At 64.3% G+C, this 21,502-nt stretch carries 32 protein-coding genes; 24 read left to right on the top strand and 8 right to left on the bottom strand.

Annotated elements, in window-relative coordinates; all coding sequences use genetic code 11:
• Window positions 1-9 precede the first annotated feature (9 nt).
• The 6 genes from K206_RS0107985 to K206_RS41485 all read right to left on the bottom strand — a co-directional run bounded on the left by K206_RS0107985 (window position 10) and on the right by K206_RS41485 (window position 2,634).
• Window positions 10-234, bottom strand: a complete 225-nt coding sequence (locus tag K206_RS0107985) for a hypothetical protein (protein WP_020201891.1) — start codon at window positions 232-234, stop codon at window positions 10-12.
• Window positions 231-356: a hypothetical protein gene (locus K206_RS44635; RefSeq protein WP_020201890.1), complete on the bottom strand. Its 126-nt coding sequence runs from the start codon at window positions 354-356 to the stop codon at window positions 231-233. The genes K206_RS0107985 and K206_RS44635 overlap by 4 nt, the downstream gene beginning before the upstream one ends.
• Window positions 353-871 carry a hypothetical protein gene (locus tag K206_RS0107975; protein WP_020201889.1) on the bottom strand — a complete coding sequence of 173 codons (519 nt, stop codon included), beginning with the start codon at window positions 869-871 and terminating at the stop codon, window positions 353-355. The genes K206_RS44635 and K206_RS0107975 overlap by 4 nt, the downstream gene beginning before the upstream one ends.
• 10 nt (window positions 872-881) lie before the next feature.
• Window positions 882-1,019: a hypothetical protein gene (locus K206_RS42720; RefSeq protein ID WP_020201888.1), complete on the bottom strand. Its 138-nt coding sequence runs from the start codon at window positions 1,017-1,019 to the stop codon at window positions 882-884.
• A gap of 181 nt (window positions 1,020-1,200) precedes the next feature.
• Complete coding sequence (locus K206_RS42715) at window positions 1,201-1,830, bottom strand: hypothetical protein (RefSeq protein WP_155887998.1); 630 nt, start codon at window positions 1,828-1,830, stop codon at window positions 1,201-1,203.
• A gap of 27 nt (window positions 1,831-1,857) precedes the next feature.
• A complete protein-coding gene (locus tag K206_RS41485) occupies window positions 1,858-2,634 on the bottom strand; it encodes a S24 family peptidase (RefSeq protein ID WP_155887997.1) in 777 nt (258 codons plus the stop codon).
• A 53-nt stretch (window positions 2,635-2,687) separates the two neighbouring features.
• Between K206_RS41485 and K206_RS41480 the strand changes: the two genes are divergently transcribed.
• A complete protein-coding gene (locus K206_RS41480) occupies window positions 2,688-2,984 on the top strand; it encodes a transcriptional regulator (protein ID WP_369796870.1) in 297 nt (98 codons plus the stop codon).
• 312 nt (window positions 2,985-3,296) lie between these two features.
• Here K206_RS41480 and K206_RS0107965 read toward each other — a convergent pair whose 3' ends face one another.
• Window positions 3,297-3,704, bottom strand: coding sequence for a DUF2513 domain-containing protein (locus K206_RS0107965; protein ID WP_231401580.1), 408 nt, complete (start codon window positions 3,702-3,704; stop codon window positions 3,297-3,299).
• Between K206_RS0107965 and K206_RS42710 the strand changes: the two genes are divergently transcribed.
• Window positions 3,697-3,996, top strand: a complete 300-nt coding sequence (locus K206_RS42710; protein WP_155887996.1) for a hypothetical protein — start codon at window positions 3,697-3,699, stop codon at window positions 3,994-3,996. The two genes, K206_RS0107965 and K206_RS42710, sit on opposite strands and share 8 nt — an antisense overlap.
• Window positions 3,997-4,063: 67 nt before the next feature.
• Here K206_RS42710 and K206_RS37775 read toward each other — a convergent pair whose 3' ends face one another.
• Window positions 4,064-4,285 carry a hypothetical protein gene (locus tag K206_RS37775; protein ID WP_020201886.1) on the bottom strand — a complete coding sequence of 74 codons (222 nt, stop codon included), beginning with the start codon at window positions 4,283-4,285 and terminating at the stop codon, window positions 4,064-4,066.
• 244 nt (window positions 4,286-4,529) lie between these two features.
• On the opposite strand from K206_RS37775, the gene K206_RS0107950 reads away from it, so the two are divergent.
• The 22 genes from K206_RS0107950 (at window position 4,530) to K206_RS0107845 (ending at window position 21,499) form a co-directional block, all read left to right on the top strand.
• Window positions 4,530-5,051 carry a phage regulatory CII family protein gene (locus K206_RS0107950; RefSeq protein WP_029043359.1) on the top strand — a complete coding sequence of 174 codons (522 nt, stop codon included), beginning with the start codon at window positions 4,530-4,532 and terminating at the stop codon, window positions 5,049-5,051.
• A gap of 44 nt (window positions 5,052-5,095) precedes the next feature.
• Complete coding sequence (locus tag K206_RS0107945; protein ID WP_029043358.1) at window positions 5,096-5,518, top strand: hypothetical protein; 423 nt, start codon at window positions 5,096-5,098, stop codon at window positions 5,516-5,518.
• A gap of 243 nt (window positions 5,519-5,761) precedes the next feature.
• Window positions 5,762-6,844, top strand: a complete 1,083-nt coding sequence (locus K206_RS40810) for a hypothetical protein (RefSeq protein ID WP_020201883.1) — start codon at window positions 5,762-5,764, stop codon at window positions 6,842-6,844.
• Complete coding sequence (locus tag K206_RS0107930) at window positions 6,841-7,146, top strand: hypothetical protein (RefSeq protein WP_020201882.1); 306 nt, start codon at window positions 6,841-6,843, stop codon at window positions 7,144-7,146. Before K206_RS40810 ends, K206_RS0107930 begins: the two co-directional genes overlap by 4 nt.
• Window positions 7,147-7,341: 195 nt before the next feature.
• Complete coding sequence (locus K206_RS0107925) at window positions 7,342-7,785, top strand: hypothetical protein (protein WP_231401579.1); 444 nt, start codon at window positions 7,342-7,344, stop codon at window positions 7,783-7,785.
• Window positions 7,786-8,052: 267 nt separating this feature from the next.
• Window positions 8,053-8,403 (top strand): hypothetical protein, encoded by a 351-nt coding sequence (locus K206_RS0107920; protein ID WP_020201880.1) that lies wholly within the window; start codon window positions 8,053-8,055, stop codon window positions 8,401-8,403.
• Window positions 8,403-8,852, top strand: coding sequence for an HNH endonuclease (locus K206_RS0107915; RefSeq protein WP_020201879.1), 450 nt, complete (start codon window positions 8,403-8,405; stop codon window positions 8,850-8,852). Before K206_RS0107920 ends, K206_RS0107915 begins: the two co-directional genes overlap by 1 nt.
• 204 nt (window positions 8,853-9,056) lie before the next feature.
• Window positions 9,057-9,593 carry a P27 family phage terminase small subunit gene (locus K206_RS0107910; protein WP_020201878.1) on the top strand — a complete coding sequence of 179 codons (537 nt, stop codon included), beginning with the start codon at window positions 9,057-9,059 and terminating at the stop codon, window positions 9,591-9,593.
• A 71-nt stretch (window positions 9,594-9,664) separates the two neighbouring features.
• Window positions 9,665-11,302 (top strand): terminase large subunit, encoded by a 1,638-nt coding sequence (locus K206_RS0107905; RefSeq protein WP_231401578.1) that lies wholly within the window; start codon window positions 9,665-9,667, stop codon window positions 11,300-11,302.
• Entirely contained in the window at window positions 11,299-12,603 is a 1,305-nt protein-coding gene (locus K206_RS0107900) for a phage portal protein (RefSeq protein ID WP_020201876.1), read from the top strand. The genes K206_RS0107905 and K206_RS0107900 overlap by 4 nt, the downstream gene beginning before the upstream one ends.
• Window positions 12,569-13,339 carry a head maturation protease, ClpP-related gene (locus K206_RS0107895; protein WP_020201875.1) on the top strand — a complete coding sequence of 257 codons (771 nt, stop codon included), beginning with the start codon at window positions 12,569-12,571 and terminating at the stop codon, window positions 13,337-13,339. The genes K206_RS0107900 and K206_RS0107895 overlap by 35 nt, the downstream gene beginning before the upstream one ends.
• A 67-nt stretch (window positions 13,340-13,406) precedes the next feature.
• The gene (locus K206_RS0107890; RefSeq protein WP_020201874.1) at window positions 13,407-14,663 is read left to right on the top strand and encodes a phage major capsid protein; all 1,257 of its coding nucleotides are present in this window, start codon (window positions 13,407-13,409) and stop codon (window positions 14,661-14,663) included.
• 61 nt (window positions 14,664-14,724) lie between these two features.
• Window positions 14,725-15,093: a hypothetical protein gene (locus K206_RS0107885; protein WP_020201873.1), complete on the top strand. Its 369-nt coding sequence runs from the start codon at window positions 14,725-14,727 to the stop codon at window positions 15,091-15,093.
• A 3-nt stretch (window positions 15,094-15,096) separates the two neighbouring features.
• On the top strand, window positions 15,097-15,645 hold the full coding sequence (locus K206_RS0107880) for a head-tail connector protein (protein ID WP_020201872.1): 549 nt from the start codon (window positions 15,097-15,099) through the stop codon (window positions 15,643-15,645).
• 1 nt (window position 15,646) lies between these two features.
• Entirely contained in the window at window positions 15,647-15,976 is a 330-nt protein-coding gene (locus K206_RS0107875) for a phage head closure protein (RefSeq protein ID WP_020201871.1), read from the top strand.
• Window positions 15,977-15,978: 2 nt separating this feature from the next.
• On the top strand, window positions 15,979-16,512 hold the full coding sequence (locus K206_RS0107870; protein WP_020201870.1) for an HK97 gp10 family phage protein: 534 nt from the start codon (window positions 15,979-15,981) through the stop codon (window positions 16,510-16,512).
• Window positions 16,502-16,855 (top strand): DUF3168 domain-containing protein, encoded by a 354-nt coding sequence (locus K206_RS0107865; RefSeq protein ID WP_029043355.1) that lies wholly within the window; start codon window positions 16,502-16,504, stop codon window positions 16,853-16,855. The genes K206_RS0107870 and K206_RS0107865 overlap by 11 nt, the downstream gene beginning before the upstream one ends.
• 70 nt (window positions 16,856-16,925) lie before the next feature.
• The gene (locus K206_RS0107860; RefSeq protein ID WP_029043354.1) at window positions 16,926-17,585 is read left to right on the top strand and encodes a phage tail protein; all 660 of its coding nucleotides are present in this window, start codon (window positions 16,926-16,928) and stop codon (window positions 17,583-17,585) included.
• A complete protein-coding gene (locus K206_RS37760; protein ID WP_020201867.1) occupies window positions 17,582-17,923 on the top strand; it encodes a phage tail assembly chaperone in 342 nt (113 codons plus the stop codon). The genes K206_RS0107860 and K206_RS37760 overlap by 4 nt, the downstream gene beginning before the upstream one ends.
• On the top strand, window positions 17,920-18,231 hold the full coding sequence (locus K206_RS44630) for a DUF1799 domain-containing protein (protein ID WP_255359635.1): 312 nt from the start codon (window positions 17,920-17,922) through the stop codon (window positions 18,229-18,231). The genes K206_RS37760 and K206_RS44630 overlap by 4 nt, the downstream gene beginning before the upstream one ends.
• Window position 18,232: 1 nt before the next feature.
• Entirely contained in the window at window positions 18,233-21,157 is a 2,925-nt protein-coding gene (locus K206_RS0107850) for a phage tail tape measure protein (protein ID WP_020201865.1), read from the top strand.
• Entirely contained in the window at window positions 21,158-21,499 is a 342-nt protein-coding gene (locus K206_RS0107845) for a phage tail protein (RefSeq protein ID WP_020201864.1), read from the top strand.
• Window positions 21,500-21,502 lie beyond the last annotated feature (3 nt).

The following is a 21,502-nucleotide window of genomic DNA, read 5'->3' as shown; positions in this document are numbered from 1 at the left end:
GGGTTCTCCTCAGTCGAGGTCGTTTGCCTGGCGGCGTTTGTGGTCGATGACGGTGGGGTCGAAGCGAGGCCGCGCCGGCTTGCGGCGGGCCTGGGCTTTCAGGAAGGCACGGCGGGAGCGGGCCAGCTGCTTGCGGATGGCCGGAATCTCGATCTGTTCCTCGGCGCGGCCGCTGCCGCGCACGCGGTGGAACTCTTCAATGAGCTCCGCGCGGGAGATCCGGCGCGCAGTCATGCCGGCACCGCCGATACCGTGCGCGCGCCGCGGTCCAGGGCATCAAGGATCGCGTCGCAGGTGGAGCGGAACAGGCCGGTGTAGGTGTGGTGGCCGTCGATGGTGATGCGGAAGCGCTTCATCGAGCGGCCTCCTGCGCGGCGCGCTGCTCGGCAACTTCACGTGCGCGCTCTAGCTCGATGTACTGCCAGCAGAATTCCTCGACCTCGGCCGGCGCCAGCGTCACCGTGCTGGCGAAGTCAGCGACCACGTGGACGCATTGGCAAAGGATCTCGAGACGGGCGCCGCGGTCGCGCTCGTAGTAAGCGTCGCCGGCACGTTCATCCCATGCCGGGTGAACTGCAAGGTCGATGTGGAGATCAAGCTCGATGCTCAGCCCAATCGGGCTGGAGAAGGGCATCGCTTCGCGGCAGTAGTAATGCTTGGGCTGCGACAGCTTCGTGCGGAAATAGTCGGGGTCTTCGTATTGCCGATCGGTCAGATCCCAACGCTTATGCAGGCTGTCGACGAACATCGCGCCAGGCTCGCGCCTGTGGATAGCATCGTGCTTCGTGCCGTAGTCGTCGATGACGATCCATTCGTTTGGCCGGGCCGACCATGCGTGCAAGCCAGGAGTGAGGGTGTATTCGAGATGCATGGCCGGCCCCTCAGGCGGTGCGCGCCGCAGTGGCGCGAGGGGCGGCCTGCTCGTCGCGCTCCAGGGCGCACGAGTGGGCGACCAGGACGGCGAGGACCAGGGCGGTGTAGCCGATCCAGCCTTTGATGTGGGCCTTGACGATCTTCACGGTGACTCCATCGGTGGCGCATGTGCGTCGATGGATGGAGTGTAGTTATCACTAAACTCCATGTAAAGTAAAAACTAAACCGACATGCGAAAAAAAGGCCGCATCGTGCGGCCTCGCGAGGAGCATGCCCGTTACAACAGGCTCGCTATCCCATACTCAGAGTTGATGTGATCTATAAGGACTACAGCTTGGAGGCTCCGGCTGCGGCCTCTCGTTGTTGTTGATCCAATTTCGTCTTCCAATATTCTCTATCCATGATAGATACAGCTGATGTATCTATTGAATCTCGCCTTTTATCAAGACTGATGCTGACTCTCGTGCCGATCCACTCAAGCGACTCATTATCAAATTCTGCTCCGACTTTGGTCTTGACCGTGCCTTTAGTGCGGGAGGTCGGTTGCCCGTAACGATCAATGAGTACCTTTACCAAATCGTCGTAATTGTCGACCGAAGTGGTTAAGGTGAAGTCTATCGGGGACCCGACAGCGATCATAACGGTTACTGAATAGCTGAAGCCAAGTTTCGGTAGGTTCCATAGATGACCATATGAGGACCTACTGGTACCATCAAAACATAGGCCTGGTAGCTGATTAATCTGCTGAAAATCTACTACTCCAAGAGAAGATCTCGGGCAGTCCGGGAGTTGTGGGAATAACTCCGAGAATTTTATTCCTAAGAATCCATCCGGTTCCTTCGCCCACTTGGCGGGAGCAGGCTGCGACGCATGCTGTACGGTCTCGCGTTTCCCTGCGGCCATTGCCGATGTTGCCAAGATGAGTGTGCTGGCGACAGCAATTGAAAGATGTCTCACGAGTGGGATCCAGTCATTGCAATAAAATCAGAAATCGCCCATGCCAGAGCGATATTTGACGCGGCCGATTATCGTGATGTTATCGACGTGATCGGGTGCGACGATAATTGGCTCATACCGTTCGTGATTGTCACTATAGATTTTTATTCCATTGTCTGGAAGCCGAAAAAGACGCTTTACTAGTAGCTCGCCTGCGTAAACCAACGCAAAAACACCGCCATTTGCTGGGACCCGCGTATCGGCTGTATCCACGGCAACCGTATCTTCATCAAATAGCCGCGTCTCCATGCTATCGCCTTTAACCTTTACTGCCACCAAGTCCTTCGGTTTCGCATCTAGGCGTCTAATATAGTCTGCCTGAAAAGGCAGTGGCTCTCTTTCCTCAATATGCCAAACCTCCCTTCCATTCCCCGCCGACAATTTCACATCTACTCTCGTAATGAGGACCGTAGACTCCTTTGGGAGTTCTTCTAGGCTCTCGTAGGTAACAATTGGCCTGACGTACACACCATGCATTGTGGTGCCTTCTGCTTGCCCCTGGTTGTCTGCGTCAGAGGCCGGGCCCTGCTTGTCTAGTGCCCCTGTGGATTCCGCCGGCGAAAGGTTGGGCGCACCGTCGGTAACAGGTGTATCCAGATAGCCATCCCCCATCCCGTAGTCGCGCTCCAATCGGCGCGCAGCTTTCTCGCCGAACGCCGAAGTTCCATTGATGAGCTGAGAGAAATAGCTCTTCTCTTTCTTCGGCGCAGCACGGCCGTCGAGCCACATACGCAGGCGCGTACGCCTAGTTTCAATGATGTCCATGCCGGAAGTTTAGTTAACTATAAAGAAGCGTTCACTTGACCTTTGGTTTAGTCATGACTAAACTGCGTCGCATGGATCTCAAGACCTACATCTCGGCGGGCGGGCGGGGCACGGCGGTAAAGCTGGCTGGGACTCTTCATGTATCCCCATCGTATTTGTCCCAGATGGTGAGCGGGTCCAGCCCGATCTCACCGGAGCGTTGCGTGGCGATCGAGAGGGCCACCAATGGCTCTGTTACGCGAAAGGACCTGCGGCCCAGTGACTGGCACTTGATCTGGCCCGAACTCGCGATATCACATGCACCTGCCGACCTTGGCGCCTCATCCGAGGCCGGCGACGAGTCGGTCTGAAGGGCGCCACGCTTGCTGCGCGCGGCCTATCTATCCCATCCGAGTGAACCACCCATGAAGAAATCGAATGCGTTCGAAGTCCAGGCGCAGCGCAGCGTGGCCGGGCTAAGCCCCGAGAGCATCGCGGCGCTGGAGAGCGGCACGACCGACGGCCTCATGCTGTGCCTGTGGTTTCTCGTAAGGGAGTGGCTGGCACTCGGTGGTTCCGTGTTGCAGCTGCGCCATCGCATCTCGCCGACACGGATTGCGGCCAGTTCCCCGGAGCAAAGAGCTTTCCTGGCGGCGGGGTGCGATCTGTACGACGTGCTCATGCTAAGTCCTCAGGGTCGGGAAGCCGTGCTGAAGCTCGGACTTGAGCCACTCCTTCAAGAGCCCAAAGGTGAATGACGCTGTGGGCTTGATCACCGTGTCCTTTGCCTTGCGCCAGAGGGTGTCATTTTTGACTGCATCGGCGAACTCGCAACCCTCCCACGTCAAGCGAAAGATAACGACGTGGGGCGTCTCGCCGCTCAAGTACTCGGTAATGGTGGCCTTGATAAGTCCGGCCTCCTCCATCCACGTCGAGTGCATTGCGAAGGCTTCTTTGCTGATGTCGGTGAGGCCTGTCAAGGCTTCTCCATATTCGAGCTCCGCGGTCTTCAGCGCGATTTGCCGAATGGTGTCCATATCGCGATGCATTTCTTGTCCTTGTTCTTCCTGGAGCAAAAGACCCTTGTTCAAGAACCTATACGCCCGCCTGGTGCTGTGGCTGATCGCGCCGGCACTCGTCGAACATCATCGCCGGGCGAGTGAAGCAGAGCGCAACGACGACGTTGCGGTGATCCGGTCTGTGCTTGCCTCAGTTTCGCGCCGAGGTTGCTCAACAAGCGAATTGCAGAAAGTGCGGATTTCGCTTGAGACCGAACTCGCGATAGTGCGCGCGCACAACGGCCGGTGGCAGTTGGGGAAGGATGGCCGGCTGCGGTTCGATGGGTTGCCTGACGCCGGCCAGGGCGGTCGCGATGAGCTCTGAGCAAATCGAGTTGCGCGTGCTCGTTGATGCGAGCCCTCTGAAGGCGGCACTGACCAGCCTCCGCGCGCTATTTGAAGGAGTCCCCGAGCATGCGCTCGAGGTCCGTGAGCTCCTTCTGGATGTCCCCGCTGGCCTCGTGAAGTTGGCTCAGGTCGATGGTGATCACGGTGCCGCATGCGCTGCAGGTGACATCCGGCTGATCCTTCAGCCGTCCGACCGTCTCCTCGAATTGATGGCCGCACTTCGGACAGGCGAGATTCAGCATCGCGCCGTCTAAGTTCAGTTCCATGCGTACCCCTTTCGGTGGTGGTTGATGAATGTGAGCCTTGATTATCACCGATCGCGGGTACGCACCTAAAACAGCCGGAGGCGAGGCCGCGCGCCTCCGGCAAAGCAACAAGGCGGCTGGGTACAAGCATGGGGTGGAACACTGATTTCTCCCTGGCTTCGCGGCTCCAGGTCATGGCCGCGTTTGAACAAAGAGTAAAGCCGGAGGCACTTCCGTGCCACGGCCAAATCGCCGGGGGTTTACCGTGTCGTATGAATATTCCGATACCGATCAGCATGAGGCGCTCTACAACCTGGCGCGCCGTTACCCTGGTGGTATCAACGGTCTTGCCGCAGCGTTGAGCCAGCGTCTCGGCAAGCGGATCACCGTGCCGGTGCTGCGCAACAAACTGCGGCCCGGCATCACCACGCATCACGTCTCCCACGAAGATCTGTCGCTGATCGTCGAGCTGTGCCAGGAAGCCGGCATGCCCGACGCGACGATGCCGATCGAGGCACTGTGCTGGCGCCATGGCCTGGTGGCCGTGGCCCTGCCGAAAGTTGCCGAGGAGCTCGGCGACCCAACGGCGGCCGTCATCCATGTGATGAAGGAAGTGGGCGACGTGGCGGCGACCGTCACGCGCGCTGCAGAAGATGGTGTGATCACTGCGGCCGAGCTGGACGACATCGAGCGCGAGTTCGTCGAGGCCCATGCGGCCCTGATGGCCTGGCGCGCCGACATCCAGCAGCGAGCCGCCACCAAGCGCAAGGTGCCTGCAGCTGAATGAAGGCACCCAGTTCTGAGGCGGCCGCCGGCGCACCGGCGGGCGACGTGCCGCGCTTCGCGCCCGACATGCTGTGCTGCAAGCCGGCGCGCGCTACCGCCGGCCTGGTCTGCGAGCGTCGCTACCAGCTCGGCTGCGCCTGGCGCAATGCCGAGCGCATCGCGCAAGTCGCGCCGGCGGATCGTGCATGGCGCGCGCTGCAGGCATTCGCCTCGCATCTGCTGGGTGAGTGCGCCTGGCCGCTGTCGCATGTGTTCTGGTCGTTCCAGGCCGCCGGCCAGCTTTCCGCCCTCGCGCAGGTCTGCGCGCAGCGCTGGTGTGCCATTCCAACGAAAGAGGGCAGGGCCGCATACGCGGCCGAGGTAGCGGCCGCGACGGCTGCCTACCGCGTCGAGACCGGCGCCCACATGGCGGCGGCATTCCTATCCACGTTCCACGTTCTCTGTGAGGCCGCCACCGCGCGGCCGTGACCATTTCAGCTATGGACCTACCTATTCAATCCATCGAGTCGTTGCGCGCTGCTGGCCAGGCGCAGGGCGCTGCCGGGAGGCCGGCCAGCGCGAATCCGTTTTTGTCGGGGACCGAGCATCACCGTCAATGGGACCTTGGCCACATTGACGGTGAATTCGTGCGAGTGGCTGGCGCGCGGGGCCACAGCGTTGCGGTCACGTTGGCGGCGGGCCGATTGATGGGCGCGTTCTAGGAGGCTTGCGATGAGCGACATGATCCTGCTGACGCGGCGCGAAGAGAACGCGCTGCGCTACGTCGACCACCTGGCGCGCTGCCTGTATATGGCCCTGCGCTGGTCCATGAACTTCAAGACCGGTGTCGTTGGTGGCCCTGAGAAGGCGATCTCGTGGCAGTCCCTGCGCGAGGACACGGAGGTGCCTGGCCGGCCCGGCATCAAGGCCATCAAGCCTTCGGAGCAGCAGCTGCGCAGGCGCGCCAAGCAGCTGGAGCTCTTCGGGTTGATCGAATCGATTGGCGACAAGCTGCGCCTGCGCTTTCGCATGCTGCTCGCACGCTCGGATAAGAACGCCCCGAAAAAACCCGACACCAGTGCGATAGCCCCTGCTGCGGCCCGCAAACCAAAGCCGCGCAAGCCTTCGCAGGGTTATCCACAAACCGATTCGGCGCCGAAAGCCGACACACATCCGGCTTCCGATAAAACCTTAAACCCTCCCCCTACCCCCTCAGGCCTGCGGCCCGATGGGGATGGAACAGCGATCGACCCTCCCGCGCCTGCGGCGCGCGAGGATCACAACCCCAACGGCGACGAAACACCGGGCGGTGCAGAAGCGCAGCGGCTCTCAGAGGAACGCCACGGGCCGGCTGTGCGCGGTGGGGGATGGCCTGCGGCCGGCCATTCAGATGAGGAGGCGAAGCCCGATTTGACGTGGGAAGCGCATCTTGCGTGGCCGATCGGCATAGAGCAGCGTCAGCGGGCCTACATTGCGCGATCGACCAAGCCGCTAGGCAAAACGCTCGCGCAGCTCGTTCTGGACGAATGGCACGGCGCTATGTTGGCCGGTGTCGTCGCCAAGCCGTGGCCGTACTTCAATTCGCTGCTCAAGGCCGCGAGGGAGCAGGGGCATGCCTGGGAGACGAAGTACGCCGAGGGCGTCGAGGTCGCCCGCGAGGATGAGCGGGTCCGGCTTGCAAACCTTGCGGCGCAGGAGGCGGCCTACCAGGCGAGTCTCGGCCAGCCTGGGCCGATGCCCGCAGGCGCGCTCGGTCAGTTCGCCAAGTCCCTCGAGGCCCAGCGCGCAGCGCGCCGCATGGGGCGCGGGCAATGAAGGCCGGCGAGCTCGATGCCGAGGCCGGTTTGCGGGAGGCGCGCGAGCAGTGGCCGCGCCGCCGGGCCGGCGGCGACCGTTGGACCTCTCGCGTGGCGTTCTGGACCGCCGTCCGGTTGGGGCCTGATCTGGCCTCGGCGGAGCCGACCGTAGCGGAGCGCTGGACGGTGTTGTGGGAGATCGCAGTGCGTGAACACCTGGCGCCCATCCCTGGCGCGCCGGACGTAGGGGCGCCGCCGTCGGTCGCGGCGGCGGAAAGGGGCCTGGCGCACATGCGCGCCATCGTGGGCAATCGGAAGTGATGCAGGGCTTTGACGACAGGGGGCGTGATGCGGGTTGATGTGCGAGAGCAGGTGGCAGTGGCAATGAGCGTGCGGGGGCAACTCGGAGAGTCGGGTGCCAACACGGAGACAATGATGGGTGCGCTAGCGGCTGCCGATGACTTGGGTCGGGCACTGTGGCGCATGCGCTATGGGGAGGTCTCGCGCCGTGCGGGCATGGATCGCGCGGTGGCGCTGCTGACGAAGCGCGTGCGCGCGCTGGGGCCGAAGCGCCGGACCGGGCTGCGCGATCACTCGCCAGCCGGCAGTCGCGAACTCGGTGCGGACGTGTTCACGCTGATGGCGCGGCGAGCAGTATGGGAATGGCTTGGCGATCGGTGCGGCGAATGCCACGGCGCCATCGTTGGCGAGATCCAGGACGCGACGCACCCGCTCGGCGGCCGGCTCTTTTGCTGCATCGCCTGCGGCGGCACTGGCCGGCGGCGGTACCCGGATGCCGAGCGCGCGGGGGCGCTTCGGCTCCCGGTCGAGGTCTACCGGCGCAACTGGGCTCGCCAGTTCGCGGCAGTGCTTGCGATGTTGGATCGGTTCGATGGTGACACCGAGCGCCGTGTGCGGCAGCAACTGGCACCAGTTGCACAATCGAAAAACGTGGCATAGAATCCGCTCCAATCGTTGATGACGATTCCTGCTGGCACCGCGCAATAGCGGTGCGTCCCTCCCCGGACATACAAAAATAGCAATAGGAGCTGGGGCGGCATAGGACAGGAAACGTGCGTCCGCAGAATTCGTAAGCACCAAAGCCCCGAGCGCGAAAGCCCTCGGGGCTTTTGCTTTTCCCGTGTCTCCTCCCTGGCCCGCCGCGTGCGGGCTTTTTCCGTTGGGCCGGTGCCGCATGGTGCTGGCCCAATCCTTTTTGGGGCTCACATGGATAACCAGCATCGCCGCATCGCCGGCTACCGCGAACTGTCGCAAGAAGAAATCGACCTGATGAATCGCATCAAGGCCAAGGGCGCCGAGCTGCTTGCCCTTCAGCGGGAACTGAGTGAACGGCTGGAGGGTGACTCGGCGGCGAAGCGCCGGGCGGCGTGCCAGGCATCGGACGAGTGGGTGGCGCGCCGCATCGGTCAATCATCGGTGTGTGGCTGCGCCGGCTGCGTCGAGTTGAGCCGGTTCAGGGCGGCGGAGTCGTTGCGCTGGGCGGCGATTGCCAAGACCGACATCGAAACTGGCGTCATGGCGCTGGTGCGGGCTGCCGCTCAGCCCGCACCTCTCTGATGACGGCCAGGCCGCCATCCATCTGCCGTCAGCCTGGCTGCGGCATCACCATCGCGCGGCCAGGCTACTGCACGGCACACGCGCGGCCCGCCGGCGGCTGGGCGCCCGACGCTGAGCGCGGCACCAGGCACCAGCGTGGCTACGACGCCGAGTGGGAGCGGATCCGCGCACGCATCCTGAAGCGGGCGCGCGGGCTGTGTGAATGCGCCGAGTGCCGCGCGCTGGACCGTGTCCGCGTGGCGAAAGAAGTGGACCACATCGTGCCGAAGGCGCAGGGCGGCACCGATGACGACGACAACCTGCAGGCGATCAACCGTGATTGCCACAAGGCGAAGACGTTGCGCGAACGGACGCCGCCGCGGAGCGCGGCGCCGACGGTCGCGGAGCAAGGGCGCTGGGTCGGTGGCGCGTGGGTGATGCGGGTTGCCCACGCGCCGCGCCGGCGCTGAGCGGGGCCGGGGGCGGGGGTGCGCGCCCCCGGCGGCGAGGGGGGTGTCAAAAGTCCGGGGCCGATCCGGGCCGGGACCGTTCGTTCAGGCTCGCTTTGTAGACGGGCCATTTTCAGAGAGGGGGGGGTCAACGGATCCGCCTCGTACAGCCCAGCAATCGAGCCGGATGGCTTTTTTGGTGGGCCCAGCGATTAGGAGCCGTGTATGGGCCTTGAAAACGCCGATAGGCTGGCCGGCGGTGACGGGGAAGCGAAAGGCCCGTCCCGTGCCGGTGATAAGGAAATTCGCTCGCCCGAGCCTCCGCCGGGCACCCAACTGTCCCCGCGCGAACGGAAGGTGTGGGACTACATCTGCGGCGTGCTTCGCGATGAGGGCTTGCCGCACCGGACCGGCGGTATCGCCATTGCCATCATCTGCAAGACCTTCATCCAGTACATCCAAACGGAGCTGGAGCTGCAGAACTACATCGCCAGCAATGGCGGGTCGATCTTGATGAGGTCTTCCAAGAGCGACTACAGCCAGCCGCACCCGCTGTACTACGCGGCTCGCGACATCAAGCAAGAGTTGCTCAAATGGTTGCCAGAGGCATGCTTGAGCCTGCCATCGGCAGTGATGGCCAAGGCGAAGATGGGGGAGGAGGGCAAGCAGGACGATCTGTTCGGCGATCTTCTGGCCCACGCGCAAAGCGAACGGAACGCCGCGAACGGGCGCGCCGGACAAAGAAGCATGTCGCCCGTCTAACACCGGCGGCGGACCAACTCAACGAATGGGACACTGCCTACGGCCTGCCTGTCCTGCGCGGTGAGGTGGTGGTGGGCGAGTATGTCTATCTGGCGGTGGAGCGTCACTACCGGGATTTGCTGGATGGCCACAAGCGCGGCCTCCACTTCGATCCGGATGCTGGGTGGCATGTCATCCAGTTCATCGAGAAATTCTTCTTCCACATCAAGGGGCCGCTGGCGCGCCAGCCGATCCTGCTGGATCCGTGGCAGAAGTTTTGGACGGCGGTGCTGTACGGCTGGAAGACAGCCGAAAACCTGCGGCGCTTCACGCGGGGCTATGAAGAGGTAGCACGGAAGAACGGAAAGTCGACCTGGAAGGGACCGCAGGGCGCTTACCTGTTCATGATGGACGGCGAGGTCGGCGCCGAGGTGTACGCCGTGGCCACCACGCGCGAGCAGGCTATGTCGGTTTTCCGGCCAGCCTTCGACAACTTCCGTCGCTGGGCCCGCACTTCACCAGGCGTGAAGCGCTCTTTCAAGATCCACGAGGGCACCAACCTCGAGAAGATCTCGTTTGACACGTCGATCTTCAAGCCGTTGCCGGCCAATGCCGAGTCGCTGGACGGCCTCAACCCGTCTGCCATTCTGTTCGACGAGCTGCATGCTCAGAAAACACCGGACGTGTGGGACGTGATGGAGACCGCGCTGGGCGCGCGCGAGCAGCCGCTTTTGTCCGCGATCACCACGGCGGGCTTCATCCTGGATGGCATCTGCACCGAGCAGCGGCGTTACCTAATCGAGGTGCTGAAGGGCGAGCGCGCCGACGACTCGTACTTCGGCTACATCTACACGCTGGACGAAGGCGACGATCCGTTCCTCGAGCGCAACTGGTACAAGGCCAACCCAGGCCTGGGACGCTCCAAGCGCCTTGACTACATGCGCACGATGGCTCGCAAGGCGGCTTTCTTGCCGAGCGCGCTCGCCAATTTCCTGACAAAGGACCTGAACGTCTGGGTGAATTCGGCCGACGGCTGGATCAGTCCGCAGGTCTGGGACAAGGGCGCGAAGAAGTTCGACATGTCGCAGCTCGCCGGCCGGCGCTGCTATGGCGGCCTGGACCTCTCTGCCACGCAGGATTTGACGGCGTTCTCGCTGGTTTTCCCGCCGGCGGATGACGATCCCGGCGGCGAGTGGCATGTCTTGGTGTGGACCTGGTGCCCGCAGGAGAAGGTGGACCTGCAGGCCAATGCCAAGGACGAGCGGGCGCGCTATGACCGCTGGGACAAGGATGGCTGGTTGGAAGTCACCGAGGGCACGATTACCGACTACGCGCCCGTGAAGGAACGCATCCGGGCGGCCCGGCGCATGTTCGACCTGGTAGAGGTCGGATTCGACGAATGGAACGCCGCCCAGCTGGTCGGCGAGCTGATGGCTGAAGGGGTGCCGCTGGTGAAGGTGCCCCAGAACACCCAGGGCATGTACCCGGGCGCGCGCCGTTTCGAGGAGCTGATCTACGGCAAGAAGCTGCGGCACGGAGGCAACCCGGTGCTGCGCTGGGCCGTCCTCAATATCTCGCTGCTGTACGACACGAACGGGAATTTCCGCCCCGACAAGAAAAAATCCATCGGCCGCGGCCGCATCGACCCCGCTGTCGCCACCTGCATGGCGCTCAGCCGCGCCGTGGCAATCGAACCAACTAGGCCCGAATCGGGAATCATCGTGCTATGAGCGACTGGTACAACAAAGAGCGCGTGGCGCAAAAGGGCTCTGTCGTCCTCAACGCCTGGCGCGAGAAACGCGAGGCGGAGCGCCAGGCCGCCGCCGTGCCGGTCTCGGACATCCGGCCCGGTACCGAGGCCTTCGGCTGGCTGACCGGCGGCATGCCGGGTAGCGGTCGGCCGGTCAGTGAGCGCACGGCCATGAGCATCGGCGCCGTCTATGCGTGTGTCGCGCTGATCGGTGGGGCGCTGGCCTCGCTGACGCTGGAGACATACAAACGGGTCGGTCGCATTGGCGAGGCATACCGCCCGGATCTCTGGTGGGTCTTGAACGAGGAAATGCACCCGCGATGGGCTGCGCCGGTCGCATGGGAGTTTGGGGCGCAGTCGCTGCTGCTGCATGGTGACTTGTTCATGCGGATCGGCCGGCGCAGTCGGCTGTCTCCCAACATCACCACCCTCAAGCCATACCATGCGCTGCAGGTCGATCCGCAGCCCTACCCGGACAACAAGGAACGGCTGCTGTACTACCTGTGGGATGAGAGCGGGGAGGTGGAAGTCGTTGACCAGGACGACATGATTCATGTTCCCGGCCCTGGCTTCGACGGTCGCCGGGGAATGTCCCAGATCCGGTATGTGCTGCGGCATGCCGTTTCCCTGGCCACGGCCGGCAACGAGCAGGCCAATTCGATGCTCGACAACATGCGGCCCGACCTGGTGCTCACGCAGAACCGGGAAGCCAAGAAGCTGGAAGGCTCGGACATCGACTCGCTTCGCAAGCAATGGCTGGAGCGATACAGCGGCCCCGGCGGCAAGAACGGCGCGCCGGTCATCCTGACGGGCGGGATGGACATCAAGCAAATCAGCATCACACCGCAGGATGCCCAACTGCTCGAGCTCCTGCAGAAGTCCGTCGAGGACACTGCCCGGATTTTCGGCATTCCGCCATTCATGATCGGCTACACCGACAAGACCACCGGCTGGGGCAGCGGCGTCGAGCAGATGGGTATCGGCTTCGTCAAGTACACCCTGCAGCGCCACCTGGTGAAGATCGAGCAGGAGCTGAACCGCAAGATCTACCGCGGCAACCGCGATCAGTACGTCGAGTTCGACACCGAGACCCTTGAGCGCGGCGACCTGAAGTCTCGCCTGGAGGCGGCCCGCATCGCCTTCGGCCGGGCCGGCGAGCCGGGCTGGATGACTCGGGATGAAGTCCGGCGGATCTTCAACCTGCCCGCGTCGACGCCGGCGGACAAATTCAACGAAGGGAAAGGCGATGCGCCGAAACAAAATCCTCCAGCTGCTGAGTGACAACCGCGCCGCGGCGCGGGCTTTCAATGTCGTGGCCAGTGCCGACGACGAGGTGACGATCTACCTCTACGACTACATCGTTTCCGACGACTATTGGGGCGGTGTCTCTGCCACCACGTTCGTCAAAGAGCTGGCCAGCATCACCGCCGGCGTGATTCGCCTGCGGGTGAACTCCCCCGGTGGTGATGTCTTCGCGGCCCGGGCGATGGAGGCGGCGCTGCGCGGGCACTCGGCGAAGATCATCGGGCACGTCGACGGCCTTGCCGCCAGCGCGGCCAGTTTCCTGATCATGGCGGCCGACGAGATCGAGATCTCCGACGGCGCGTTCGTGATGATCCACAAGGCATGGACAGCCCTGTGGGGCAACGCCGACGACTTGCGCTCCGAGGCCGATCTGCTGGACAAGATCGACGGCACGCTGATCAACACCTATGCCCAGCGCACCGGGCAGGCCGCGGACGACATCGCGGCATGGATGGCGGCGGAGACCTGGTTCAACGCCGATGAGGCGATCGAGCGAGGCTTCGCGGATCGCAAGGCCGTCGACACCAAGGCGGAGGCGCGGGCGAGCGCGTGGAACCTCCGTGCGTTCAGCAATGCCCCGGCGAAGGCCCGCGGTGCGCCGCCCGCCCAAGAGCCCGAAAACGAACCGCCGGTGAATGTTGTGCCGGCGCCGGAACCGGACCACGACGTGCAGGCCATGCGCCGCCGCCTGGATCTGGCCAGCCGCATCTGACGCGCTCCCGCGTCGGTCCGAGCCGCCCACGTGGGCGGCTTTTTTCATTTCCACACCCGGAGAATCCATGAAGCAAAGCATCCAAGCGTTGCGGGAGCGCCGTGACGCGATCGCCAAGAACCTCAATGCCCTGATGGAAAACAACAAGGGCAAGAGCTGGACGGCGGAACACCAGAAGACCTACGACGACAGCATGGCCGAGGTCGATCAGATCAACGCCGAGATCAAGCGGACCGAGGACTACCTGGCCAAGCTCGGCGAGGACGCCGCCAACGGCCGGCCGGAAGGCCTGCTCAACGAGTCCATGCGCACGCCCGGCGCCCACAGCGAAGAGTCGCGCGCCCTGCGCGCCTACCTGTCGGGTGGCTTCTCCAACCTCTCGCCGGAGGATGCGCAGCGCGCCCGCGCCCGGCGGGCACCGGACATCCAGGCCGCGATGTCGACCACCACGCCTTCCGAGGGCGGCTACACCGTCGCCATCGAGTATTTCCGCCAGCTGACCGAAGCCATGAAAGCCTATGGCGGCGTGCGTAGCCTGGCCACGGTGATCTATACCGGCACGGGTGGCCAGATGAACTTCCCGGCAGCGGATGCCACGGCGGAAGAGGGCGAGATCGTGGGCCAGAACGCCCCGGTCTCGGCCGCCGATACGACGTTCGCGAACCTGCAACTGCCGGTCTTCAAGTACAGCTCCAAGTCGATCGCGGTGCCGTTCGAGCTGATCCAGGACAGCATGTTCGACATCGAGCTGTACATCCGCGCGCTGCTCGCCGTACGGCTCGGTCGCATCACGAGCAAGCACTATGTGATCGGTAATGGCACCACCCAGCCCAACGGTCTCAATACTGCTGCGGCGGTCGGCAAGGTCGGTGCGGCGGGGCAGACGGCCACGGTGGTGTACGACGACCTGGTCGATCTGGAGCACAGCGTGGACCCGGCCTACCGCAACGGCGGCAGGGTGGCATTCCTGATGCATGACCAGACGCTCAAGGTCGTGCGCAAGATCAAGGACGCCGACGGCCGGCCGATCTTCGTGCCGGGATACGAGCAGGGCAATCCCGGCGGCGCGCCGGATCGCCTGCTCAACCGCCCGGTGCAGATCGACCAGGCCATGCCGGTGATGGCGGTGAACGCGAAATCGATCATGTTCGGCGATTTCTCCAAGTACGTCATCCGGGAAGTGATGGACCTGACGCTGTTCCGCATGGCCGACTCGAAGTACATCGAAAATGGCCAGATCGGCTTTGTGGCGTTCAATCGCCAGGGCGGCAACCTGATCGACGTGGGCGGCGCCGTCAAGAGCTACCAGAACGCCGCGGCGTAACGCAGGCTGGCAACGTCAACGGAGGCGCCGGGATGCCGGCGCGGATCTCAGGAGAATCAATATGGCGAAACAAAACCAGGCGGCTGCCACGGCCGCGATGCTGGCCGATGCGGCTGGCGCGACGGGCGCCCCGGCGACGGCCGGTGATGGCGCTGCGGTGGGCGTGGCCGCGGGCGGCGGCGCAGCGGACGGTAGCGCTGGAAGCGGCGCCGGCGACAGCGGTGCGGCCCCGCAGGGCGACGGTGCTCAGGATACGGGGGTGGTCGAGATGGCCGCCCAGGTGGTGCCGTGCATTCTGGCGCGTGTGCTGGTCGACGGCCGCTTCGGCAAGGTCAATGCGGTGATCACAGTCACCCAGGACGAACTTGCCGCTGGTGCCGGCGAGCTGGACGCGCACCCGGCTGCTGTCGCCTACGCGAAGAGCCTGTAAGCGATGCGGGCCGTGATCGAGCCTCCCTCCGAGGAGGCAATCAGCCTCCTGCGCGCGAAGCGGCATCTGTTGATCGACGATGAAGCTGATGAGGATGTAGACGGCGACATCGAAGACGGCATCGTGGCCGCACGTGAAGCGCTGGAGGGTGCGCTGCACAGGCCGCTGCTCCCGCAGCTCTGCGAGGTGCGGGCCGATGCGCTGCGGGACCGGATCCGGTTGTGGCATGACGTGACGGTCCTCGAATCGGTAATCTACAGCGATGCTGATGGTGCCGATCAGGTGCTCCCCGTCGGGCAATGCCGCGTCGAGGGCGGCGTATGGCTGCGGCTGTCGGGGAGCCTGCCAGTGGCGAGCAACGTGCGAGTGCGGTTTCGCTGTGGTGCCTTTCCCGACCCGGAGAGTGTGCCGCGCACGTTGGTGAGCTGGATGCTGTTGCAGCTTGGCTCGCTGGACCAGATCCGGCAGACCGTCACGCACGGACAGACCTTCGACGTGCCGAGCTCCTATACCCAGGGGCTGATCAACCGCTACGTCATCGAGGAGCTGTGACATGGACATCGGTCGCCATCGGCGTGCACGGATCACGCTGCAACGCAGGGGCCCTGGCCGCAAGCCCTCGGGCCAGCCGGACGACGTATGGATCGACGTGGCCCGGCCTTGGGCCCGACTGCTCGGCAAGAACGGCAGAGAAACCATAGCGGCCGACAAGGAGGTCGACGCGACGACGGTGAGCATGCGCATCCGTTACCGCGAGGACGTGACGGCGCAGTGGCGCGTGATTTACCGGGGCGCGGTTTACGACATTCAGGCGGTGCTGCCTGACTACGACAACCGGGAGCATGTCGACCTGGTTGCCGTTGTCGGCGCATCAAGGGGCTGACCATGATGAACTTGGAGGGGGATCTGGTGGCGGCGCTGCAGCAACTCGACGAGGACGTGCAAAAGCATGTCGTGCGTCCTGTTGCCTACGCGGGCGCCAAGGTGCTCTACGAGGAAGCGCGGATCCGGGCGCCCGTCTACCAAGGGGGCGCATTCACTCGCAAGAACGGGGTGGAGGTGAAGCCTGGCCAGCTGCGCGATGCGATCTACCATGTCTTCTCGGAAGACCAGTCCAGCGACTTGCACAAGATCTATGAGATCAGCTGGAACGCATCCAAGGCGCCTCATGGGCATTTGCTGGAGAACGGCCATTGGCTCGTCCGCGGAAAACTCGGGCGCGGCAACACGGGGCCTCCACGTCGCATCAAATGGGTACCGGCGGTGCCGTTCATTCGCGGCTCGTTCGACCGCGCGCCGGCGGCCGTCGAGGCCATGCAGCAGCGCGCCATCGAAAAGATGCAGGAGGTCCTGACGCGCACCGTGGTGGACGATTTCGGCAATGAGGTAACTGTAGTGGGGGCGTTGCATGGCGATTGAGGCGGATTTGCGGCAGGCGCTGTCAGGCCTGTTCGGCGACCGGATTTTTCCAGACGTGGCACCACCCGATGTTGGCTTGCCGTTTTCCACCTATCAGCAGATCGGTGGCCAGCCGCTCAATTTCCTTGCCGGCGTGCCGGACAAGGAAAACGGCCGCTTCCAACTGAACATCTGGTCGGACGACAGGGAGCAGGCCAGCCAGCTCATGCGCGAGGCCCGCAAGATCATGTGCCTCCACCCCGCGCTACTGGCCACGATCATGACCGGGGTGCTCGCACGCTACGAGCCGGAAACCAAGCTCTACGGTGCGCAGCAGGATTTTTCCATCTGGTTCGACGCATAACGCCCCGGTTTCGGAGCGACACATCCACAGGCCCGCCGCGCGCGGGCCTCTTCTTTTTCAGGAGTCACATATGTCTGTGAGTTTGCCCAACGGGGCAGTTTATTCCGTCGCGTCTGCAATGGGCGCGGCCGTCATCATCACGGCGCTGAGCAATGCCAAGCCGGCCGTGGCCACCGCGGCGGCCCATCCCCTGGCCGACGGCGACATCGTTGAGATCGTTTCCGGCTGGCCGTCGCTCAATGGCCGCGTGGCGCGCGTCATTGACAGCGATGCCGGCACCTTCGCGCTGGAGGGTATCGACACGACCAATCTTAAGCGCTTCCCGGCCGGCGCCGGTATCGGCAGCGTGCGCAAGGTGCAGACCTGGGAGCCGATCACGCAGGTGCTGGATGCCAACATGAGCGGCGGGGAACAGCAGTTCTACACCTACCAGTTCCTGGAGGACACGGACGCCGAGCGCCAGCAGCCGACGGTTCGCAACGCGCGCTCGGCGACGCTCCAGGTGGCGGACGATGACACCAAGCCGCACTATGCCGTGTTGGACCAGGCCGATGCAGAGCGGACGCCCCGGCCGATCTGGCTGCAACTGCCCAGCGGTGCGCGCACGTACTACCGCGCCTATGTGTCGTTCTCGAAGGTGCCGTCACTGACCAAGAATCAAGCGATGGCGCTCAATGTGACGCTTTCGCTCGATGGCGAGCCCACGCGCTACTCGGGAGACCAGGCATGAGCTTCAAGGTAAAGCCGAATCCGACCTTCGTCGGAGAAGCGAAGGTGCACGTCCCCGGGGAAGGGCCGAAGGCGCTCAAGCTGGTGTTCAAGCACAAGACGGCCGCAGAGGCCGACGACTACTACCGCCGGGCGGCAGATCTGTCCGCTGATGGCCTGCAGTCCAGTACGCAGGCATTTGCCAAGCACCTGCTGGAGGTGGTGGAGGGTTGGCGGGATGTCGACACGCCGTTCTCCGAGGAGACTTTCGCCGATCTGCTGGCCAACTACCCGTTTGCTGCCCGGGCGATCCACGAGGGCTATTTCGACTCGCTGGGCGGCGCGCGCCGGGGAAACTGATCGCCGCGGCGCGCGCGCTGTACTGGCGTCCGCCCGACCTGAAGCAGCTCGCCGCGTTCGGGCTCACTGCCGATGACTATCTGCGGCCGGAGATCGACCTCTGGCCGGAAAACGCTGTGGCCTTCGGTGTGTTCTGCCGGGCAGCCACGCAATGGCGGATGGGCTTCGGTGGGCCAATCGGGCTGGACTACAACGTGCTGCCGTTCGTGCTGGAGACGGCACGGGTGTCGCGGGATCAGTGGGATGAGGTGCTGGAGAGCATCCGCATCATGGAAAACGCTGCGCTGGCGGCGATGAACGGGGGCTGATATGGCGGATGGTGCCGCCGGCGGTGCGGGCGCCGGTCAAGGTGGAAGCGAGGTCGTTGGCAAGGCCACGCTGCAGGTGGGTGCCGACGTTTCGGGCGTCAAGGCCGGCATGCAAGAAGGGACCAAGTCGGTCAAGCAGTTCGAATCGGCGGTCACTGATGCGGGCAGGTCGACCGCCGACAGCTTCAACAAGGTTGGGGTATCGGCCGACGGTGCGGCGGGGAAGGTCGATGCGTCAACGAAGCGCTTCCTCACGAACCTGCAGCGGGAATCGGATCAAGTCGGCAAATCCCGATCCGAGTGGCTAGCCTATCGGGCAGCGCAACTCGGCGTCACACAGCAGGCCGAACCGCTGATCAATAAGATCCGCGAGACGGAGGCCGCGCTTGGGAAGACGGGTGTATCGGCCGCACAGACGGCCGCGGCGCTGCGCGGTGTGCCGGCGCAGTTCACCGACATCGTGACGCAGCTCGCCGGCGGCGGAAGTCCGCTACTCGTGATCACGCAGCAGGGTGGCCAGCTCAAGGACATGTTCGGCGGCATCGGACCTGCGGCGAAGGCGCTGGGCGGATATATCGCTGGCCTGGTGACGCCGGCGACGCTGGCTGTTGGTGCCTTCGGCGCATTGGCGTTGGCGGCGCATCAGGGAGCGGCGGAGCAGACGGCTTTCCAGAAGTCGCTGACCCTGACGGGGAACTATGCCGGCGTCAGCGCGAACCAGCTGGTGGCCATGTCGGGGGAGATCTCGCGGACGATTGGTACACAAGGCGCCGCCGCCGAAGTCCTCAATGACCTCGCCGCGTCCGGCAAGGTCGCGGCCGACCAGCTGCAGATGGTGGGGACCGCCACCGTGACGCTGGCCAAGGTCGGCGTATCGGTCAAGGAAACGGTTGGACATTTCAACGAGTTGGGTGACGAGCCGGTCAAGGCGTCGCTCAAGCTCAATGAGCAATATCACTACCTGACCGATTCGGTCTTCCAGCAGATCAAGGCGCTGGAGGAGCAGGGTGACAAGGATCAGGCGGCGGCGCTGGCGCAGCGTACCTATGCCGAGGCCATGACCCAGCGCGCGAACCAGGTGCTGCAGAACCTTGGCTTGATGGAGCGCGGCTGGAATTCCGTGGCCAGGGCTGCCAAGGGCGCGTGGGACTACATGCTGGGCCTGGGCCGGCCGGACACCCTCGCCGACGTTCGCAAGAACATCGCTGCGGTGCAGTCCGAGCTGGAGAAGATGGGCCAGCCGACCGGGTTCGACTCGACCGCCGGCGGCGCGGCCACCGGCAACGGTGATCGTCGCCGAGTCGGCGCGCTGGCACGCCTGAAGGCGCTGCAGTCCCAGGAGCAGGATCTGCAGGCCAAGGCCGACAAGGCCGCAGAGGAAGGCCGCCAGCGTCGGGGCGATCAGGAGACGATGGAGGCGCGCCAGCGTCTCGATGCGCAGGAAAAGGCCACGCGATCGCGCGCGCAGCAGCGGGCCGACGAGCTCAAGCAGCTCAAGGCCGATTCCGACAAGGTCGGGCTCGCCGCCGACGAATACGCCAAGCGTGCCGCCGCCATCGAGGAGAAATACAAGGACAAGGCAGCGCCCAAGGGCAAGGCCTACACCGAGGACTACGCCACCCGCTACCTCGACCAGCTCAAGCAGGCCGGCGCCGCCGTGCAGGCGCAGCTGGCCGACACCGACAAGCTTACGGCGGCCGAGAAGCAGCTCGCCGAGTTCAATCAGCAGCTGGCCGACATCAAGACCAAGAAGGTCCTGACGGCAGACCAGAAGAGCCTGCTTGCGCGGCAAGATGAGATTCGCGCCCAGCTCGCCCTGAACATCGCTGCCGATGCCGAGCTGGAGAAGAAGAAGGCGCAGACCAAGGAGACCGAAAAGCAGGCGCGGCTTGCCGAACAGGCCCGCGTGCAGGCCGCCGGCATCGACGTGCGAATCCGCGAGGGCGAGCAGTCGCGCGGCGATCAGTACTCGCGCCAGTTGGATGCCTTCGGGATGGGCGGCCGTGCGCTCGAGCAGGTGAATGCCGCCAAGAGCATCTACCGTGAGTTTGCCCGCACGCGCACCGACTGGATCAAGAGCATGACGGACCGGGGGCAACTCGGTACGCCGCTCTTCCAGGACGAGCTGGATAAGGTCAATCAAGGCGAGCGCGCGGCGCTCGAGCAGCTCGGGCTGTACTACGACCAGCTCAACGAGAAGCGAGCCGACTGGAGCAATGGTGCGAAGGCGGCGTTTGCCGATTATCAGGACTCCGCCGCCAACGTGGCCGACCAGACCGGCCGGTTGTTTGGCAATGCCTTCCAGGGCATGGAGAACTCGCTCGTTGCCTTCGCGACGACCGGCAAGGCGTCATTCGGTGACTTTGCCAAATCGGTGATCGCAGATCTCGCCCGCATCCAGGCGCGCGCGGCCATTTCTGGGCTCTTCCAGATGGGTGTCAGCTTGGTGGGCGGCCTGCTCGGTGGTGGTGATCTGGGCGCCGGAGCGGGGGCCTTCGGTGGCGCGGCCAGTGCGGCTGCCGGCGCTTCGTCATCTCTGGCCACGCCGCTGGCCGGCGACTACTTCGGTACGGCGGGCTCGGTGTCCGGCGGCTATGGCGCCGGCATTTTCAGCTTGCCGGCGCGCGCGGCGGGCGGTCCGGTGGTCGCTGGCCAGCCTTACCTGGTCGGTGAGGCGGGGCGCGAACTGTTCGTGCCGAGCCAGCCCGGCTCGATCATGCCCAACCACGCGCTGGGCGGTGGCGACATCTACGTCAGCACGCAGGTCAACCTGGCGGACGGCTCCAGCCAGGCGCAGGTGACTGGCGGCGACGAGGCGGTGGGCAAGCAGATCGGCGCGATGGTGAACGCCGCGGTTTCGGAGCGGCTCGCGCGCGAACAGCGGCAAGGCGGTGTTCTTTGGAAGATGAGGAACGGGCAGGCATAGATGGCAACCGAAACCTTCACCTGGCAGGCTGCGGGCCCGAGCGCGCAGGGAGATGTCACCCTGCGCGTCCGGTCCGCGCAATTCGGCGATGGCTACAAACAGGTCGTCGCCGACGGCATCAACAACAAAGTCCAGTCCTGGCCGATGAAGTTCGTCGGCTCTCGGGAGCGGATCCTTGCGATCCAGGATTTCATCGACCAGCACGCCGGCGCGACCTCGTTCTACTGGACGCCGCCGCTCGGCCAGCAAGGTCTCTATCAGGTGGCCAAGTACACGCCGGCGGTTGAGGCTGCTGGCGTGTACAGCCTTACCGCAACCTTCGAGCAGGCCTTCAGGCCTTGATCT

The organism is Cupriavidus sp. WS, assembly GCF_000395345.1.
In the GTDB taxonomy this organism is placed as follows: Bacteria; Pseudomonadota; Gammaproteobacteria; order Burkholderiales; family Burkholderiaceae; genus Cupriavidus; species Cupriavidus basilensis_B.
Note: the sequence above shows the minus strand (reverse complement) of the source record. Positions and strands in the feature narration are given on the sequence as shown.

Bases quoted from the DNA above. Each gene is read 5' to 3' on its own strand.
- K206_RS0107985 (WP_020201891.1), bottom strand. From the start codon at position 234: ATGACTGCGCGCCGGATCTCCCGCGCGGAGCTCATTGAAGAGTTCCAC.
- K206_RS44635 (WP_020201890.1), bottom strand. From the start codon at position 356: ATGAAGCGCTTCCGCATCACCATCGACGGCCACCACACCTACACCGGC.
- K206_RS0107975 (WP_020201889.1), bottom strand. From the start codon at position 871: ATGCATCTCGAATACACCCTCACTCCTGGCTTGCACGCATGGTCGGCC.
- K206_RS41485 (WP_155887997.1), bottom strand. From the start codon at position 2,634: ATGGACATCATTGAAACTAGGCGTACGCGCCTGCGTATGTGGCTCGAC.
- K206_RS41480 (WP_369796870.1), top strand. From the start codon at position 2,688: ATGACTAAACTGCGTCGCATGGATCTCAAGACCTACATCTCGGCGGGC.
- K206_RS37775 (WP_020201886.1), bottom strand. From the start codon at position 4,285: ATGGAACTGAACTTAGACGGCGCGATGCTGAATCTCGCCTGTCCGAAG.
- K206_RS40810 (WP_020201883.1), top strand. From the start codon at position 5,762: ATGAGCGACATGATCCTGCTGACGCGGCGCGAAGAGAACGCGCTGCGC.
- K206_RS0107930 (WP_020201882.1), top strand. From the start codon at position 6,841: ATGAAGGCCGGCGAGCTCGATGCCGAGGCCGGTTTGCGGGAGGCGCGC.
- K206_RS0107925 (WP_231401579.1), top strand. From the start codon at position 7,342: ATGGATCGCGCGGTGGCGCTGCTGACGAAGCGCGTGCGCGCGCTGGGG.
- K206_RS0107920 (WP_020201880.1), top strand. From the start codon at position 8,053: ATGGATAACCAGCATCGCCGCATCGCCGGCTACCGCGAACTGTCGCAA.
- K206_RS0107915 (WP_020201879.1), top strand. From the start codon at position 8,403: ATGACGGCCAGGCCGCCATCCATCTGCCGTCAGCCTGGCTGCGGCATC.
- K206_RS0107910 (WP_020201878.1), top strand. From the start codon at position 9,057: ATGGGCCTTGAAAACGCCGATAGGCTGGCCGGCGGTGACGGGGAAGCG.
- K206_RS0107900 (WP_020201876.1), top strand. From the start codon at position 11,299: ATGAGCGACTGGTACAACAAAGAGCGCGTGGCGCAAAAGGGCTCTGTC.
- K206_RS0107895 (WP_020201875.1), top strand. From the start codon at position 12,569: ATGCGCCGAAACAAAATCCTCCAGCTGCTGAGTGACAACCGCGCCGCG.
- K206_RS0107890 (WP_020201874.1), top strand. From the start codon at position 13,407: ATGAAGCAAAGCATCCAAGCGTTGCGGGAGCGCCGTGACGCGATCGCC.
- K206_RS0107885 (WP_020201873.1), top strand. From the start codon at position 14,725: ATGGCGAAACAAAACCAGGCGGCTGCCACGGCCGCGATGCTGGCCGAT.
- K206_RS0107880 (WP_020201872.1), top strand. From the start codon at position 15,097: ATGCGGGCCGTGATCGAGCCTCCCTCCGAGGAGGCAATCAGCCTCCTG.
- K206_RS0107875 (WP_020201871.1), top strand. From the start codon at position 15,647: ATGGACATCGGTCGCCATCGGCGTGCACGGATCACGCTGCAACGCAGG.
- K206_RS0107870 (WP_020201870.1), top strand. From the start codon at position 15,979: ATGATGAACTTGGAGGGGGATCTGGTGGCGGCGCTGCAGCAACTCGAC.
- K206_RS0107865 (WP_029043355.1), top strand. From the start codon at position 16,502: ATGGCGATTGAGGCGGATTTGCGGCAGGCGCTGTCAGGCCTGTTCGGC.
- K206_RS0107860 (WP_029043354.1), top strand. From the start codon at position 16,926: ATGTCTGTGAGTTTGCCCAACGGGGCAGTTTATTCCGTCGCGTCTGCA.
- K206_RS37760 (WP_020201867.1), top strand. From the start codon at position 17,582: ATGAGCTTCAAGGTAAAGCCGAATCCGACCTTCGTCGGAGAAGCGAAG.
- K206_RS0107850 (WP_020201865.1), top strand. From the start codon at position 18,233: ATGGCGGATGGTGCCGCCGGCGGTGCGGGCGCCGGTCAAGGTGGAAGC.
- K206_RS0107845 (WP_020201864.1), top strand. From the start codon at position 21,158: ATGGCAACCGAAACCTTCACCTGGCAGGCTGCGGGCCCGAGCGCGCAG.